Below are 16,762 nucleotides of genomic sequence, written 5' to 3'. Positions count from 1 at the left end.
GATCAACCCTTTCACAAATTCAATATGCGTTTCCACCAAGTGCCATCTTCCGCCAAGAGATAGACGTAGTTCAAGCGCCCAGCTTCATTCAAAAAGGCGATTTCCCACACTGCCCCGGCCTCTTCCATGCCGAGCTTCGTATGGAGGATCTCCTTGACTTCCATATCTTCCTGAACGATCTCACGCGCTTGTTGGGCGGTCACTTGGTCTTCAAGCATCAACGCTTCCATATCCCCTTCTTCAGGAACGAAGGCGGCTTTGATCTTCCCTTCCCCGTCCGTTCCGAGCACCGTCACGGATTGGGTGGAACTGGAATAGACATATGCCCGCTCCACTTCTTCGAGCAACCCTTCCGCCTGCACTTTTTCAACGGCTGCCTGTTCCGCTTCCGAAAACGGTTTATTGCCGAGGAATAAAATGATCAGCACAATCGCTACCGCCAGAAAAGACAGGAAAACGACGATGAATTTCATCCATTCTTTCATATCATCACCTAGGTTTTATAAATTGTGAAAACCGCTTTTGTCTGGTCGTCTTTATCAAGCGCCAGGCCAAACATCAAATCACGGTCTTTCAATGTCCGGTTCAATGCATCGACCACTTTGTACAGGTCTGATTGATATTCGACTTGCACCGTATTTAATACTTCGATTTTGGATTCCATTGTTCGGCACTTCCTTTCGGTTGAGGAGATGCTTCCTCCCTCTTTATCCTTGCCTATTATACCAATGTTCAATATCGGTTACCATCTTTTCCAAAGACACTTTGGCGACCGGCACGTCAGGCAAGGCATGGAGGAATTCCTCGCCATATGATTTCGTTTCAATCCGGCGGTCCAGCACGATGAATAAGCCTTTATCCTTTTTCGAACGGATCAGCCGGCCGAATCCTTGGCGCAAGCGGAGCACCGCTTCCGGCAAGGCATAATGCATGAATGGATTGATGCCTTCTTTCGAGATGATCCGTGATTTCGCCTTAAACACAGGTTCTTCGGGCGATGTGAACGGCAGCCTCACGACGACGACGGCACGCAGCGCATCTCCAGGCACATCGACACCTTCCCAGAAACTATTCGTCCCGAACAATACCGATTTCTGGAACCGCTGGAACGATTTCAATAATTTCATCCGGCTGCCTGAAGACATCCCTTGCGCAAACAGCATATAATCATCGAGCAGCTGGGAATCCTGGATTAAATCGACCGTTTTCCTCAGCATGTCCTGTGATGTGAACAAGACAAAGCAGCGCCCTTCGGTGACGAGCACCGTCTGGGTGACCGCATCCGCGACGGATTCGATGTATTCCTGCTGGGATACTTGCTGGATATCCGGCATGTCCTCAACGATATAAACTTTGGCGCCGCTGTAGAATTGATCGGCAGGTTCGAATTTATCGATCGGCACATGATTCGGTATGCCGAGCTGGTTGACGATAAAGCGTTCGTTCGACGGAACGCTCATCGTGCCCGACAGCCAAATGACCGCTTTTTCGCCCCTTGCCTGGCCGATGACCTTATCGACAAGCGATGCAACTTCATATGGCCGTTTGTACAGCGACAAGCTCGTCGGCATGCTGCGCAAGTCGCCTTCGATCCAGGAAACTTCGTCTTCTTTCGGGAACAGGAAAATCTCACTGAACTCCACTGCTTTTAGCATCATTTCTTCTGTCCAATAACGGAAATCCGCGAGCACAAGCCGTTCGTTCATCGTCAGTTCCGTAAAGCGCCCTGCTTTTTGCAGGATGGTCTGGGCGATATCGATCCAACTGTTCAAAAATCTCAGGAAATCCATAAAGCGCTCTCGTTCGAAATCCAATTCATCCAATAAGGATGCACATTTCCGGGTGCGGCTGTTATGGAATTTATTCTGGAAGGCCTGCGCCAGATAAAGCGTGATTTCGTCGAATAAACTGGTGTACTTCAAGTACAAGGATTCCATCTGCAATAATTCCGGCACTCTGGCAAAGCCGTGGGATTCGGCAACGCGGTAGAATTTCGAAAACAGCTGGTTTTCATCGAAGCTTCCCAATTGGCCGAATACATAGCGCCATTGCGTGTAGACAAAAGTCTTCTCTTTATGGGCAACTGCCGCCTGCACGACTTGATGCGCTTCATCCCATATATACGCATCGACGTTTCTCAATATTGCCCGCTTTTGATTATGCGGATTCAACAGGAAAGCGTGATTGGTCACAATGACATGGGCATGTTCGGCATCTGTCAATGCATGCTCATAGAAATCGACTGTTTTTTCAAGCTTTGTCAATTTTCTTAAATGTGAACGGCGTACTTTATCGACCAGCAATTGGCCGCCGCTCGACACATTCAATTCGTTTAAATCGCCGGTCCGGGTCGAAGTCAACCAGACCATGATCTGCATGATCGTGAAGGTTTCGTCATAGGACTCGTCTTCCCCGTGGAGCAACTCGAATAATCGGCCCAAATCGATGTAATGCGACAGCCCTTTGATGAGTGCCACGTGGATTTTCGTGCCGAGAAATTCTTCCGCGAGCTTCACTTCCTTGGCAACCAGTTGATCTTGCAGATGGGTCGTATACGTGCTGATGACCACTTGCTTGCCGGAATCCTTGGCATAGGCCGCTGCTGGCAACAGGTAGCCGAGTGTCTTGCCCATGCCGGTCGACGCTTCGATTACCAATTCACTCCGTTCATGGATGGCCCGCTCCACCGCCTGCATCATCGCGACTTGACTCGGCCGCTGTTCGTATTCCGGCTTGACGGTCTCCAGCCCTTCTCGCCAATCGGACTGCTGTTGTGAATCAGCCAAGCCCTGCGCACGCTCCGCTTTCGGGACGATTGGAATACCGCGGAATCGGCCGTATCTATCAGCTTGGCCATCGCGTTTTTGCTGCGTAATTTCAAACAGCAGGCGCGACAGGTCGGATTTCAATTGGAAAGATCGTTTATGCAAAAAGACGAGCGTATCGTAAGGAAGTTCAGACAACTCCTGTTTCGCACGTAAAAACAACTCAGCCGTGGCCAAGGCATCGTCATCGGCGCGATGCGCGTTGTTCAAGTGAATGCCTTGTTCCGTTGCAATGTCCTGCAATTTATAGCTGAAGGCCGTCGGGTAGACCAGGCGTGACAATTCCACTGTATCCATCGCAAGCCCCTGCCATTTCGGCATGCCGGCACGGCTCAGTTCCGCCTGAAGAAAAGGCAGATCGAAATGGATGTTGTGGGCGATGAAAATCGCGCCTTCCAACCGCTGGTAAATTTCCTCGGCGTACGCTTCAAAAGGTTCAGCACCTTCCACGTCCCGATCGGTAATATTGGTCAAATCCTGTATGAACGCCGGAATTTTCCGCTGCGGATTGATGAATCTCGTATATGTATCAACAATTTCGCCTTGTTCGATCGCCACCATCGCCAGTTGGATGATCCGGTCACCTTTTGCAGGGGAATGGCCCGTTGTTTCGATATCGACAACGATATATTTTTGGGAATTCATGATAACCCCTCTTTCTCAGGTGATTCTCTCAGGAAAAATTGTAACATATTCGCCCGCTGTTCGCCGAAAGGAGTACGGCAAAATAAGAAACACTCCAAAAGGAGAGCTCTTCCTTTTGGAGTGTTCGGGTATCGAACCTTGTTACATGACCGTCGCTTCCGGTTCGTAATGGATGATTTCTTTGATGGAATTGTCCGCGTCCATGATTGCCACGGTCGGCTTATGGCTGCGTGCATCTTTGTCCATGACATAGCCATAAGACAAAATGATGACGATGTCCCCGCGCTGCACAAGGCGAGCTGCTGCCCCGTTGACGCAGATAACGCCGCTGCCGCGTTCCCCGGCGATGATATACGTCTCGAAACGGGCGCCATTATTGTTGTTGACGATATGGACTTTTTCATTCGGCAGCATGCCGACTGCATCCAATAGATCCTGGTCGATCGTGATGCTGCCGACATAGTTCAAATCAGCTTCGGTTACCGTAGCACGGTGGATTTTGGAATTGAGCATCATTCTAAGCATAGGTCAGTTCTCCTTTAAGTTGAAAATGATATTATCGATGAGCCGGGCTTTTTGGAATTGGACAGCGAGCGCAAGGATCGCTTGTCCTGTCGGTGCCTCGGTCAGGTCCGGGTAAGACAGCAGTTCGACATAATCGATTGTGCCGGATGTTTCTGACTCAAGAAACCGCGTCATCTCCGGAATTGGGTCTTTGCCTTCGCGAGCGGCCGTCACCCCTCGCTGCAAAGCTTGATAAAGTTTCGGCGCCTCGAGGCGTTCCGTTTCGCTCAAATAAACATTGCGCGAGCTTTTGGCAAGACCGTCCTGTTCACGGACTGTTTCGATGCGGCGGATCTCCAGCGGGAAATTGAAATCCCGCACGAGCGATTCAATGATCGCCAGCTGCTGTGCATCTTTCTGGCCGAAATACGCCAAATCCGGTTGGACGAGGTGGAATAATTTCGTCACCACTTTCAGTACGCCGTCGAAATGCCCCGGACGGCTTTTCCCGCACAGGACCCCTGCAAGCGTTCCCGCTGACATCGTGATTGGGGATTCGCGCGGGTACATCTCTTCTGGAGACGGCGCGAATATTACATCGACGCCTGCTTTTTCTGCGAGCTTGCTGTCCCGTTCGAAATCGCGGGGATAACGGTCAAAATCCTCATTCGGGCCGAATTGGGCAGGGTTGACGAAAATGCTCATCACCACCGCATCGGTTTCCGCTTTTGCAGATTCGACAAGCGTTAGATGCCCTTCGTGCAAAAAGCCCATTGTCGGTACCAATCCAATCGACTGCCCGCTTTTTTTGATGCTCCAGACCCAATCTTTCAAGTCCTTCAACGTGTTTATGACTTGCATGTTCTTTCCTCTCCTTTTTAGGAGAAAACCATATAAAAATCCTTCTGTCAGAAGACAGAAGGACAGAAAATTCCAATTCGGTTTCCTCCGTCCCTGTCACGCGTGATCAAGGCAGAATCCTATTCATTTTATCGCTTGCTGTTACGAACCACGGTGCAGTTCGCATCGGATACTGCCCGTTATTTTCACTATAGCAGAATTTTCGAGAAATGCCTATATCGATTACTTCAGCTCGATGTCAGCCGAATAGATGCCGTGGAGCTTGCCATCTGCAGTCCGGAGCTGCAAGACGCCCTCTTCTGTAATGCCTTCTGCTATGCCTTCCAAAGTTTCGCGTGACATGCGGGCGCGCACGGATTTGCCGATTGTAGCCGAATGCCCTTCCCATAGTTCCTTTAATGGCCCAAATCCTTCTTCAATGTACATCTCAGTGTAAATTTCTAGGCAGTGCAGGATTTCCTGCACTAATTTCCTGCGGCTCACCAGCTGGCCGGACTCAAGACGCAATGACGTGGCAATATTCTGGACGGCAGCATCGAAATCGTTCCGCTCTTGATTGACATTGACGCCGATGCCGATAATCAGCGCTTGGATGCCGTCCGCGTCCGATTGCAGCTCTGTCAGGATGCCTGTCGCTTTTTTTGTTCCGAACAAAATATCGTTCGGCCATTTAATCGATGCTTCTAGACCCGTCACCGATTGAATTGCCCGGACGATCGAAACCGCGGCGACCAATGTAAATTGCGGAGCTTTATGGGGCGGGACGTCCGGACGCAAGATGATGCTCATCCAGATTCCTTGGCCCTTTGCGGAATCCCATTTTCTCATCAAGCGGCCTCTGCCTTCGGTCTGAAGATTCGCAATGACGACCGTTCCGTCTGGTGCGCCTTCTTGCGCCAATTGATGCGCAACGATTTGGGTCGAGGCGCATTGCTCCAAATACTCGATGCGGCTGCCGATTTTGCTCGTCTTAAGGCCTGATTGGACAAGAAATGCTTCCAAGCTGTCTGGGCTTTTTTGGATGCGGTAGCCTTTTTTGCGCACCGATTCGATTTCATAGCCCATTTCCTCAAGCTCTTTCATGTGCTTCCAAATCGCTGTTCTTGAAACCCCGAACTCTTCTGCCAATTGCTGGCCCGACACCGGTTCCGCCCCCGCTTCCAATAGCCGCGTCGCCAATTTATGTGTGACGGTGATATTCATCTATAAACCAGTCCTTTATCCGTTCTTTATCATTGGCCAAGCGGCGTTCGACTACCGCTTTTTCAATGTGCAAAGTCCACTCTTTCAGCCATGGCCCCGCTTTTTTTCCTGCCCATTCCATCAAGTCGCGCCCGTTGGCGGCAAGCTCGGATTTTGACCGGATCGGCAAAGCCTCTTGATGCTCTTTCACCGCTTCCGCTTTGTGCGAAGCTGCCTGCGCAATCATCAATTGGCGTTCTGTGAAGCTGTAATAAACCCAATCATCCCATAGCAGCAGCCGGCTCGCTTCCAGTGCCCGCTGCAGGTCTTTTTTATCCTGGTTGGAAAAGCGGTATTCCTGTATCGCGCCGAAAGTCTCGTTAGTTTGATGCAATAAGTAAAACCAGCCCGATAATGGATCCTTGCCGCTCGTGTACCCCGACCACTCAAGTTCAAACAAGCTTCCTGCTGGCAAAAAACGATTCAACCGGGTCGCGGTTAAATAGTGCATGCTGATTCCCGGGTGAGCGGAAACCATGACCTTGTCCAATTCCGCCTTGATGCGCTCGATCGCGACAGACTGTATTCTCTCTGCGTGCTCGATGATGGCTTGTTTGGTCGCCGCATCGATTTGAAAATTCAATTGCCCCGAAAACCGGATTGCCCGCAGCATGCGCAAGGCATCTTCTGCAAAACGTTCTTCCGGAATTCCGACGGCGCGGATGATTCCTGCCTTCAAATCATCCTTGCCGCCGAAGGGATCGATGATTTCCATCTGCTCGGTCATCGCCATCGCATTGATGGTGAAATCACGCCGCTTCAAATCTTCGTGCAATGAGTTGACGAATTCCACTTTATCCGGCCTTCTATTATCCGAGTAGCCGCTTTCTGTGCGGAATGTCGTGACTTCGGTTCCTTGTCCCTCGATAAGAATCATGACGGTCCCGTGTTCGATTCCTGTATCGACCGACCGGTCAAACAAGGCTTTTACTTGTTCTGGGGCAGCGGACGTCGCTACGTCGATATCATGGGGCACGGCGCCGCGCAAATAATCCCGTACCGCACCGCCAACCATATATGCTTCAAACCCTGCTTCCTGTAGGCGCGCGATGATGTGCTTGGCCCGTTTCATTGCTGATCTGCCTTATTCAGCAAACGCGCATAAAGCGTTTCGTATTCGGCAAGAATCTTCTCTGAACTGAAGCGTTTGGTGGCCGTCTCCAACGCCTTAGCGGACATTCTTTCATGGAGCTTATTATCGGTCAATATGCGGATTGCCGCCTCTGCTGCAGCATCGACAGCGCCAAGTTCCACCAGACAGCCGTTTTCGCCCGATTCGATGATTTCCGGGATGCCGCCGATTCGGGTCCCGATTGCCGGCACGCCGCAAGCCATTGCTTCAAGCAAGACGAGGCCAAACGCCTCTTTTTCCGACATCAGCAATTTCACATCGCTCATGCTGTAAAGTTCCGATAGATTGTCGCGCTTGCCGAGAAACAAGACCTCCTGTTCAATGTGGAGGTCTTTCACTTGTTGATGGATGCGGCTCATTTCAGGGCCGTCGCCGACCAGCAATAGTTTTGAGCCGACAGCTTGTTGTACTTTCGCAAAAGCGGAGACGACATCTTCCACCCTCTTTACTTTGCGGAAGTTCGACACGTGGATTAATACTTTTTCATGCGCTTCGATGCCCAGCTCTTCTTTTAATTTGGCTGAATCGTGCTGATGGTATTCCCGCTCGTCAACAAAATTATGGACAGTTTCGATGTGTTTGTCCGGCGCGATCATGTCATAGGTCTGCTGTTTCAATGAATCCGACACCGCCGTCACGATATCGGATTTCTCGATTCCGTAACGGATCGCATCTTTCAATGAACTGTCCGTACCGAGCACGGTAATATCGGTGCCGTGCAAAGTCGTGACGATGCCAATATCGGACCCTGCCATATCACGCCCCAATATCGCACAAACAGCATGCGGGATCGCGTAATGCACATGCAGAAGGTCAAGTTCTTCATTTTTGATCACTTCCGCAATTTTGGTTGCCAACGCGATGTCATACGGCGCATATTGAAACACCGAATAACTGTTGACATCGACTTGGTGGCTGAATATATTCGCATACAGGCGGTTCAGCCGGAACGGCGTACTCGAGGTGATGAAATGAATTTCATGGCCTTTTTCAGCCAGCATTTTCCCCAGTTCGGTCGCCACGACACCAGACCCGCCGACCGTTGGATAACATGTAATTCCGATTTTCATTTTTCGCAAAATCTCTCCTCCTATTTCCGGCGGTCGCTTAGGAGCCGCCAATCGACCAATCCGTTTTCCAAGCCTTTCAGGAGGACTTCAGCTGTTCCCATATTGGTCGCAAGCGGGATTTGATATACATCACAGAGCCGGATCAAAGCCGTAACATCCGGTTCATGCGGCTGGGCTGTCAACGGGTCGCGGAAGAAGATGATCATATCCATTTCGTTTTGGGCAATCATCGCCCCAATCTGCTGGTCGCCGCCAAGCGGCCCGGATTGAAAACGGTGGACCGCCAAGCCAGTCCCTTCGACCAAACGGGAGCCCGTCGTTCCTGTTGCATATAATTGATGCTTCGCCAAAATAGGCTTATAAGCTAATGCAAATTCTATCAAGTCATCTTTTTTTCGGTCATGTGCAACCAATGCGATATTCATTTAATCGCCTCCTCTAGCCGATGATATGTTCCAGGCCATAAATTAATTCCTTGCGCTCTACCACTTCGCGAATCGACAAACTGACGCCTGACATGAACGAACCGCGGTTGAACGAATCGTGCCGCAGCGTCAACAGCTGGCCTTCTCCGCCGAGCAGCACTTGTTGATGCGCAACTAATCCGGGCAGCCGGACACTGTGGATACGCATGCCTTCGTAGTCCGCGCCGCGCGCGCCTTGTAAAGTTTCCTTTTCATCCGGATGCCCTTGCTGGTGGACAGTCCGGGTCTCGCTCATCATATGTGCCGTCTTCATCGCGGTACCCGAAGGCGCGTCGAGCTTTTGGTCATGGTGCATCTCGATGATTTCCACATCCGGTAAATACTTCGCCGCTTGCTCTGCAAATTTCATCATCAAGACCGCCCCCACTGCAAAGTTCGGCGCGATGATACAGCCGAGACCTGAAGTTTTTGCGAGTTCCGTCAATTCATTCAATTCTTCCGTGGAAAACCCGGTTGTCCCGACAACCGGGCGAATGCCGAGCTGCAGGGCTTGTTTCGTATGGGCATAAACATGCTCCGGTGTCGTTAGGTCCACGAGAACGTCCGGTGCGTGCTGCCCGTGAAGCATTTCTAGATCGGTAAAGACCGGCACTCGAAAGCTTTCAGGGAATATTCCTGTATCGGCCAAGGTAGCGCCGATCTCTTTGTAATCAAGTGCTGCCACCAGTTCCATATCGGTATTTTCCATTACAGTATGTACAGCTTCTTTGCCCATTTTCCCGCGGGCTCCGGCAATTGCCACTTTTATCGTCATCATTGCTCTTCCTTTCTTGTCCAGCGGTCTTTATCACGCGTCCGGAATTTTTCCATGACTCCATCATGGGCTTCCTGCAAATCGATATTCATGGAGTTGGCCATGCAGATCAAGACAAATAGCACATCGCCCATTTCCTCTTCGATCAATTTATCGGCTTCCGACTCTTTTTTCTTTTTCGGACCGTACACATGATTCACTTCACGCGCCAGTTCCCCGAGTTCTTCGGTCATCCGCGCAAGCATCTCCATCGGCGCAAAATACCCTTCCTTGAACTGCCCAATGTGGCGGTCCACTTCCTCCTGCAATTGCCTCATGCTTTTATCTGCGTTCACTGTCATCACACTCCCATTCAATCGTAAAGAAAACAGGGGTTGTTGTCAAAAACGGCATTATGGCAGATAATACAGAAGTTGATGACCAAAAAGGGAGGCTGCTTTTTTTATGAAAGATCTTCAATTAAAAAACATCTTTTTCATCCTGCTCGGCTCGGCTATCTATAGTTTCGGCTTTGTTCATTTTAATATTCAAAACGAGCTCGGGGAAGGCGGCTTCGCAGGAATTACATTGATCCTCTATTTTCTTTGGAATTGGGACCCGGCATTGATGAACCTGGTATTGAATATTCCCTTGTTCTTTATCGGCTGGAAATTGCTCGGGCGCAAGGTGTTCCTTTACACGATCATCGGCACGGTCGCTGTTTCCGTCTTCTTGAAAATTTTCCTTATCTACGAAGTCCAAATTCCATTGCGCGATGATTTATTTCTCGCCGCTTTATTTGCCGGCGTTTTTGTGGGGATGGGGCTTGGCATCATCTTCCGCTACGGGGGAACGACGGGCGGGGTTGATATCATTGCGAGGCTGGTACAGAAATACATCGGCTGGAGCATGGGCAAGACAATGTTTTTGTTTGATGCACTGGTCATCATGCTGTCATGGCTGACTTTCCTTGACTACCGTTCCATGATGTATACGCTCGTGGCAGTCTTCGTCGGCGCGCGCGTTATCGACTTCGTTCAGGAAGGGGCGTACTCCGGACGCGGCGCCTTGATCATTTCCAATTCGCAAGAAGAGATCGCAAGCCGCATCGCCATCGAAATGGATCGCGGCATCACGATTCTTCGCGGCTATGGCCATTTCACAAAAGAAGAACGCGAAGTCCTTTACTGCGTCGTGGCGCGCAACGAACTCGTCAGGTTGAAGAACATCGTCAATTCCGTTGATCCCCACGCATTCGTTTCATTGATCGAAGTGCATGACGTGATGGGCGAAGGGTTTACCCTTGATGAACAGAAACAGCCTCTTTAACACGGTTATGCCAAATTAAAAACGGGCGGGAAAAGCAAATGCTTTTCCCGCCCGTTTTATTTCATTATGAACGGTCCATGCTAGTGTAGATCAAAATCAGACGAGCCAGTTCGATCACTGCAACTGCAGTAGCTGCAACATAAGTCATCGCAGCTGCGTTCAATACTTTTTTCGCATGCCGCTCTTCATCGTTGCGGATGACATTATGCGACAGCAGCTGGTCCATTGCACGGTTTGATGCATTGAACTCGACCGGCAAAGTGACCAATTGGAACAACACGCCAACCGCAAGAAGGGCGATACCGATCAACAAAGCGCCGCTCATCTGTGCGAACAAACCGATCATGATGAATACCCAAGACATGTTCGATGAAATATTGACCATCGGCACAAGGCGGTGGCGGAAGCGCAGGAATGAATAATCCGTTGCATCCTGGATTGCGTGCCCCACTTCGTGCGCTGCGACAGCTGTGCCGGCTACCGATGGTTCATGGTAGTTATGGCTGCTGAGCGCGACCGTTTTGGTCATCGGGTTATAATGGTCGCTGAGCATGCCGCGGCTTTCCACGACTTTTACATTGCTCAGGCCGTTCTGGTCCAAAATGATGCGCGCCACTTCGGCCCCTGTATGGCCGGAAGTCGACCGTACTTTGGAATACTTCTTATATGTGCTTTTCAGTTTCATTTGAGCCCAAATCGGCACAATCAACAAGACGATAAAATAAATCAAATAGCCGCCCAATCCCATTTCTCGATCAACCTCTCTTTTTGTTTCTATATGTTTATTTTACTTGTTTTTCTGACTTTGGGTCAACTGATACGCCGCGATTCAAGATGGCGGTTCTGTGACGCCGTGAACCATGCAAACGCGATACAGGCAATCGACAGCCAGAATGTAAAATATCCTATTTCTGCACTGAATTCGCTTAAGCTCGAATAGATGGGCATCTGCCCGAACACATAATCGATGACGTCGTTATGTAAAGTCCAAATAGCGGTAAGCGCAACGGATATGTAGCCGAATCGGTAATGCTCGAAATACAGTACGGCTTGCAGCGCCATGGCAAAATGGGAAGCGACGAGCATCCAGCCCAGCCAGCCGATCGATCCGGTCTGCAGGAGCGTCAGGAGATTCATGACAACCGCCCATAATCCATATTTGATCAAGGTTACAAAAGCGAGCGCTTCAATCAAAGGGCTATGCTTGCCGATGATCCACAATCCAAGGACAATCGTGAAAAACAAGCTTGCGGTCGGGCTATCCGGCACAAATATGAGGAATAACGGTTCGGTGATGCGCAATTGCCACCCATACCAAATGTATCCGTAGATCGTCCCGCCTAAATTCACGAAAAACAGCAATATCAAAAACGGGCGGAACATCAGCCAAGCAGAAATTTTCGCTATGAACTCGACCATCCAACCTTCCTTTCCTGTGCAGAAAAAAAGAGCCGGTTTCCCGGCTCTTCTACATTGCATTATTCAGCTTCAAGCCCAGCAATAAACTCTGTCATGACTTGAAGGTCTTCATCAGATCCATCCCATGATGGCGGCATCAATTGTGTGCCTCCATCTTCGATACCATTCACTGCGATTTCAGCGATTTCTTCAGGTGACAGGCCAGTTCCGATCAAGCTCGGCCCGACTGCCCCTTCCAAGTTGTCGCCGTGGCAGCTGATACATGCAGAAGCGGTGTAGATTTCATATCCAGGGTCCGCTGTATCGATTTCGACTTCTTCCGTGATTTCCCCTTGGCGAGCCGCTGCTTCCCAGTCATGGTTGGCTACGGATTCCCAAGTCAAGAAGACGATGGATGCGACCGCCAAAAGCATAAAGCCTGTCGGCAATGGGCGTTTCGACGGACGGCGTTCCGGTCCACGGTCAAGGAACGGAGCAAGCATCAAGGCACCGAACGCAAGGCCCGGCATGATGATTGCGCCGACGATGTTGAATGGGCCGGACGCGAATTCATATTTCAATAATTGGTATAAGAACAAGAAATACCAGTCTGGCAATGGAATATATGCCGTGTCTGTCGGATCAGCCTGGCCTTCAAGAGGCGAAGGGTGGGCGACAGTCAAGAGCAAATACCCAATTAGGAAGACAGAACCGATCATCCATTCTTTTAGAAGGAAGTTCGGCCAGAAGGCTTCTGTTTTGCCAGGATATTCGGAGTAATCTTTCGGGATATTCGGTTTCCGAAACTCTTTGCTCGGAACACGTGAATCCCCTACAAATTTCATCCCTTTTCCGCGGTGCATAGTGTCCCCTCCTTAAAATCCTTGGTCAAGGATGAATTACAATGGTCCTGAAATACCTTGTCTTCTGATCATGATAAAGTGTGCTGCGAGCAACCCAAGCAAAGCAGCAGGCAAGAAGAAGACGTGGATCGCGAAGAAACGTGTCAAAGTTTGTGCGCCGAGAATCGTTGAATCCCCTGCAAGCAAAATTTTGATCGTATCGCCGATCACCGGTACAGAAGCTGCAATTTCAATCCCAACTTTTGTTGCGAACAATGCTTTCATGTCCCATGGAAGCAAGTAACCTGTGAAAGATAAGCCGAGGATTACGCCGAATAGCAATACTCCAACGACCCAGTTGAGCTCACGAGGTTTTTTATAAGACCCTGTGAAGAATACACGCAGCGTATGAAGGAAAATCATAACTACTACTAAAGAAGCTCCCCAGTGGTGCATCCCACGCACGATTTCCCCAAAAGCGACTTCATTCTGGAGATAATAAACCGACTGCCAAGCATTTTCGATATCCGGCACATAATACATCGTAAGGAACATGCCAGACAGAATCTGGATGACTGTGATAAAGAATGTCAGTCCTCCGAAACAATAGACAAATGCTGAAAAGTGGTGTGCGGGGTTAACGTGTTCCGGTACTTCATGGTCTGCAATATCGCGCCAGATCGGCGTGATGTCCAATCGCTCATCTACCCAATCATATAACTTGTTTAGCACTGGTGTCGTACCCCCTAACTATTAAACTAAAGTGTTTTCTCTTACTGCTCCAATGGCTACAAAGCCATCTTGTTCTTCAACCTGGTACTCATCAAGAGGTCCGAGCGGCGGTGTGCCTGCGATGTTCTGGCCATTCTTTTCATAGCGGCCGGCGTGGCACGGGCAGAAGAACTGTGTTGGCTGTTCTGGGTCCCCGCCCCAGTTGACTGTGCATCCCAAGTGCTTGCAGACAGGTGAAAGCGCGATTAGCTTATCGCCTTCTTTGTAAACCCACGCAGAATTCGTGACTTCAGATGTATACCATGCATCTACTTGTTCGTAGACAAAGTCGACGCGTACTGGTTCTTCTGTAATCTCGGATACAGCTTGATCTGTCAAGACGTAGTCTCCAGCGCCTTTTTGCTGCAATACTGGATCGACTGCAAAACGCACCATCGGCATTAACATTCCTGCTGCCATGAAACCACCTACACCAGTCAGTGTGTAACCTAGGAATTGGCGTCGTGATACACGATTGTTACTCATTCTTTTCCCCCCTCTAACATTCAAGGTCAGTCCAATGGACATACTCATTCAAATATAATTACTAGGACAACCTAATGATATATCAATCAAAACTTAAGGTCAATATTGCATTCAGTCTATCGGAACAGTTTGTGAACATTTCATGAATGATGTGTCCATTCTTTGGTGAACAGCGGCAACACTTGACGCAGCTGGTCTTCCATGACCGATTTCTTGAAGGATTGGTCCATATCACCGGTTGGAATGGCGGGCAACCATAAAACATTGTCAAGTTCTTCGACAGAGCGCCATTTCGGGTCAGTCGTCAAGTAGAACACGTGCTTGAACCCGGTTTCCGACAGCTCTTTTTTCAACTGCTCGCCAAGTTCTGTTCGATCTGCCGCCCGGACATAAGAAATAGGCGGAAGCAAAAGGATCCGCCCTTTGAATTGCTTTTCCAATATAACGGTTAGGGACTGCAAATATTCAGATGCCCCGGCACTCGCCTTCATGCCCGCTACGGTCAAGTCCAATTCAATCAGCGGGACGACCGCGGTGTCGACGTATTCTTTTTGGCTTGTGTATAAATCGATGTCTTTGCTGTTAAAATGCATGTATTCAGTCACTCTCCATTTTTTTTGGCCGATTTAACTACAGACAACAGGGCGGATAATTCAAAGAATCGTTCTTTATCCCCCGCATCCAGTGCTTCGTCGATTTTTTTGAGGATCGTTTCTTCCTGGTAAGACGACAGGCTTTCATTCAATACCTTCTCTGCTATCAGGCGGTCTTGTTCGCTGACCGACGCCCCTTTGGGCATATGGGGATTTTCTTCCAACACTGCGAGATAAAGCGGCGCAGGTGGAATGCTCGGAAAATTCAATTGCACATATAAAGGTTCCTCGGGATGGAGCCTAAGGTCGTGGAAAGACTTTTCAGCATCGGCAGTCATCAGCTTGCCTTTATAAAACTGGAACGGGACGTCTTTCGATTCAGTTGTCGACATGACCATGGCGCGGGGGCAATAATGCGCTTCTTCGACAAAATGCGTCTTCTCCAGCAACTCGTCATTGCTCAGCAAGTAGTTGAGGATCCAGATGCATTCGCGTCTTTTCATCTTATAGGATCCGAGGAACCAGCGGACAAATTGTTTTTTCTCGCCTACAGAAACAGATGCAGTCATATCGTCTCCCCCTTTCATTCAAACGATTGCAGCCAATCGAACCATTGCGGATTTTCAGGCTCCAGCGCTTGAAGCTGTTTAATTATTTCGAGAGCGCGGTCGCGTTTCCCTTCCTCTACTAAAAATAAGGCATAGGATTCGAGGAATTCCGGGTCATCGGAAAATGCCGGATAAGCTTTGTCGTAATACTCCAGAGCTTTGCCGAATTGTTCTGTCCGGTCGTATGCTCCCGCGATCATCGGATAAAGCGCATGCCAGTCATTGCCGCTTTCGACAGCCATTGAAGCAAGCTCAAGCAGTTCTTCGTCCCGCTCTTCTGCATGGAAATAAGATATCAATGCATAAAGAGCCTCCATGTATTCGGGATCAAGGGCGATCGCCTGGCGGAGCATTTCGACGCCTTCCTCCCCTTTGCCAAGCTTCAGCGCGAGTTTCCCTGCAAACAAATACAGTTCCTTATCGAATTCATCACGTGCGAGCCCTTCTTTGATAGCATCGTAAGCACGCTTGTAATCTTCCATCATATTGAAGCATTGCGCTTTCAATAGATAAGCAGAGAAATAATCGGGGTCGGCTCCCAAAAGTTCATCGAGCCGCTTTACCGCTAATTCGTATTGTTTCGCCTGGAAAGCGGCAAATGCAGCGCCGAATAATACGTCAGGCTGCGCTTCGTCTTCCAGCGCACGTTCATAATACGGCAAAGCTTCCTCGTAAGCCGCACCGGCGCTATAGACTTCAGCCAAGCGTTCGCTCAAGTTGACGCCCTCGATTTTGACATTGCGGCTTTCCAGTTCCTGATAGATGCGTGCCGATTCCAGGTAGCGCCCCGAATCGAGCAAAAGTTCCGCTTTTGCCTGCTGCAGGAGCGGTTCGTCCGGCATCAACCCGATCGCTTCATCCAGCCGCAGTTCCGCCGCCTCAAGAAGCCCCTGCAGCTGAAACAGATCCGCTAATGTAACAAGTGCTTGAGGGTATAACTCATCGTCTTTCGGAATCGCCATCAATTCGTTGAGCGCCTCATCTTCACGGTCGGCATCGATCAGCAGTTTTGAACGGTCAACGCGCAATTGCGCCTCTTCCGGAAACATATATTGAAGATGCTCCACCACGCGGAGCGCTTCTTCGATAAAACCGATCTCCTGCAGCCATTCCATGACCGCGTATTGTTCATCGGGATCGCCTTTTAATAAATATTGTTCGAGCAATGTATCCAGCGCAGCCGTATCTCCAGCCTGCACCGCTTCTTGGATATTTTGTAAAGTTGCCATTTGCATCAC

20 protein-coding genes are annotated in these 16,762 nt (G+C 49.7%); 1 reads left to right on the top strand and 19 read right to left on the bottom strand.

The window, feature by feature from the left end; all coding sequences use genetic code 11:
* Positions 1-11: 11 nt before the first annotated feature.
* The 11 genes from AB9R92_RS16635 to AB9R92_RS16585 form a co-directional block, all read right to left on the bottom strand.
* Positions 12-485 carry a cell wall elongation regulator TseB-like domain-containing protein gene (locus tag AB9R92_RS16635; protein ID WP_370670527.1) on the bottom strand — a complete coding sequence of 158 codons (474 nt, stop codon included), beginning with the start codon at positions 483-485 and terminating at the stop codon, positions 12-14.
* A gap of 8 nt (positions 486-493) precedes the next feature.
* Positions 494-664, bottom strand: a complete 171-nt coding sequence (locus AB9R92_RS16630) for a YpmA family protein (protein WP_101190435.1) — start codon at positions 662-664, stop codon at positions 494-496.
* A gap of 43 nt (positions 665-707) precedes the next feature.
* Positions 708-3,470 (bottom strand): ATP-dependent DNA helicase DinG, encoded by a 2,763-nt coding sequence (gene dinG / locus AB9R92_RS16625; protein ID WP_370670526.1) that lies wholly within the window; start codon positions 3,468-3,470, stop codon positions 708-710.
* A 141-nt stretch (positions 3,471-3,611) separates the two neighbouring features.
* Positions 3,612-3,995 carry an aspartate 1-decarboxylase gene (gene panD / locus AB9R92_RS16620; RefSeq protein ID WP_058380581.1) on the bottom strand — a complete coding sequence of 128 codons (384 nt, stop codon included), beginning with the start codon at positions 3,993-3,995 and terminating at the stop codon, positions 3,612-3,614.
* A gap of 3 nt (positions 3,996-3,998) precedes the next feature.
* Positions 3,999-4,835: a pantoate--beta-alanine ligase gene (gene panC, locus AB9R92_RS16615; protein WP_370670525.1), complete on the bottom strand. Its 837-nt coding sequence runs from the start codon at positions 4,833-4,835 to the stop codon at positions 3,999-4,001.
* Positions 4,836-5,057: 222 nt separating this feature from the next.
* Entirely contained in the window at positions 5,058-6,038 is a 981-nt protein-coding gene (locus tag AB9R92_RS16610) for a biotin--[acetyl-CoA-carboxylase] ligase (protein WP_370670524.1), read from the bottom strand.
* Entirely contained in the window at positions 6,016-7,149 is a 1,134-nt protein-coding gene (locus tag AB9R92_RS16605; RefSeq protein WP_370670523.1) for a CCA tRNA nucleotidyltransferase, read from the bottom strand. Before AB9R92_RS16605 ends, AB9R92_RS16610 begins: the two co-directional genes overlap by 23 nt.
* The gene (bshA, locus tag AB9R92_RS16600; RefSeq protein ID WP_370670522.1) at positions 7,146-8,288 is read right to left on the bottom strand and encodes an N-acetyl-alpha-D-glucosaminyl L-malate synthase BshA; all 1,143 of its coding nucleotides are present in this window, start codon (positions 8,286-8,288) and stop codon (positions 7,146-7,148) included. Before bshA ends, AB9R92_RS16605 begins: the two co-directional genes overlap by 4 nt.
* A gap of 11 nt (positions 8,289-8,299) precedes the next feature.
* Positions 8,300-8,704 (bottom strand): methylglyoxal synthase, encoded by a 405-nt coding sequence (gene mgsA / locus AB9R92_RS16595; protein ID WP_370670521.1) that lies wholly within the window; start codon positions 8,702-8,704, stop codon positions 8,300-8,302.
* A 13-nt stretch (positions 8,705-8,717) separates the two neighbouring features.
* Positions 8,718-9,518 carry a 4-hydroxy-tetrahydrodipicolinate reductase gene (gene dapB / locus AB9R92_RS16590; RefSeq protein WP_370670623.1) on the bottom strand — a complete coding sequence of 267 codons (801 nt, stop codon included), beginning with the start codon at positions 9,516-9,518 and terminating at the stop codon, positions 8,718-8,720.
* Positions 9,518-9,835, bottom strand: a complete 318-nt coding sequence (locus tag AB9R92_RS16585) for a nucleotide pyrophosphohydrolase (RefSeq protein WP_370670622.1) — start codon at positions 9,833-9,835, stop codon at positions 9,518-9,520. The genes dapB and AB9R92_RS16585 overlap by 1 nt, the downstream gene beginning before the upstream one ends.
* Positions 9,836-9,962: 127 nt before the next feature.
* Here AB9R92_RS16585 and AB9R92_RS16580 point away from each other — a divergent pair, with 127 nt between their 5' ends.
* Complete coding sequence (locus tag AB9R92_RS16580; RefSeq protein WP_370670520.1) at positions 9,963-10,826, top strand: YitT family protein; 864 nt, start codon at positions 9,963-9,965, stop codon at positions 10,824-10,826.
* A gap of 64 nt (positions 10,827-10,890) precedes the next feature.
* On the opposite strand, the gene AB9R92_RS16575 is transcribed toward AB9R92_RS16580, so the two are convergent.
* The 8 genes from AB9R92_RS16575 to AB9R92_RS16540 all read right to left on the bottom strand — a co-directional run bounded on the left by AB9R92_RS16575 (position 10,891) and on the right by AB9R92_RS16540 (position 16,753).
* Positions 10,891-11,574, bottom strand: a complete 684-nt coding sequence (locus AB9R92_RS16575; RefSeq protein WP_370670519.1) for a zinc metallopeptidase — start codon at positions 11,572-11,574, stop codon at positions 10,891-10,893.
* Positions 11,575-11,636: 62 nt separating this feature from the next.
* Positions 11,637-12,245: a lipoprotein heptaprenylglyceryl N-acetyltransferase LhaT gene (gene lhaT / locus AB9R92_RS16570; protein ID WP_370670518.1), complete on the bottom strand. Its 609-nt coding sequence runs from the start codon at positions 12,243-12,245 to the stop codon at positions 11,637-11,639.
* Positions 12,246-12,304: 59 nt separating this feature from the next.
* On the bottom strand, positions 12,305-13,087 hold the full coding sequence (locus tag AB9R92_RS16565; RefSeq protein ID WP_370670517.1) for a menaquinol-cytochrome c reductase cytochrome b/c subunit: 783 nt from the start codon (positions 13,085-13,087) through the stop codon (positions 12,305-12,307).
* Positions 13,088-13,123: 36 nt separating this feature from the next.
* Complete coding sequence (qcrB, locus tag AB9R92_RS16560) at positions 13,124-13,798, bottom strand: menaquinol-cytochrome c reductase cytochrome b subunit (protein WP_211654343.1); 675 nt, start codon at positions 13,796-13,798, stop codon at positions 13,124-13,126.
* 21 nt (positions 13,799-13,819) lie between these two features.
* Positions 13,820-14,323: a Rieske (2Fe-2S) protein gene (locus AB9R92_RS16555; RefSeq protein WP_370670516.1), complete on the bottom strand. Its 504-nt coding sequence runs from the start codon at positions 14,321-14,323 to the stop codon at positions 13,820-13,822.
* Positions 14,324-14,463: 140 nt separating this feature from the next.
* Positions 14,464-14,928: a YpiF family protein gene (locus tag AB9R92_RS16550; RefSeq protein WP_370670515.1), complete on the bottom strand. Its 465-nt coding sequence runs from the start codon at positions 14,926-14,928 to the stop codon at positions 14,464-14,466.
* A complete protein-coding gene (locus tag AB9R92_RS16545) occupies positions 14,925-15,485 on the bottom strand; it encodes a ReoY family proteolytic degradation factor (RefSeq protein WP_370670514.1) in 561 nt (186 codons plus the stop codon). Before AB9R92_RS16545 ends, AB9R92_RS16550 begins: the two co-directional genes overlap by 4 nt.
* Before the next feature lie 14 nt (positions 15,486-15,499).
* Entirely contained in the window at positions 15,500-16,753 is a 1,254-nt protein-coding gene (locus AB9R92_RS16540; RefSeq protein WP_370670513.1) for a tetratricopeptide repeat protein, read from the bottom strand.
* Between the last annotated feature and the right edge of the window lie 9 nt (positions 16,754-16,762).

This window comes from Planococcus sp. SSTMD024, assembly GCF_041320495.1.
In the GTDB taxonomy this organism is placed as follows: Bacteria; Bacillota; Bacilli; order Bacillales_A; family Planococcaceae; genus Planococcus.
This window is presented reverse-complemented; position numbering and strand designations above follow the sequence as displayed.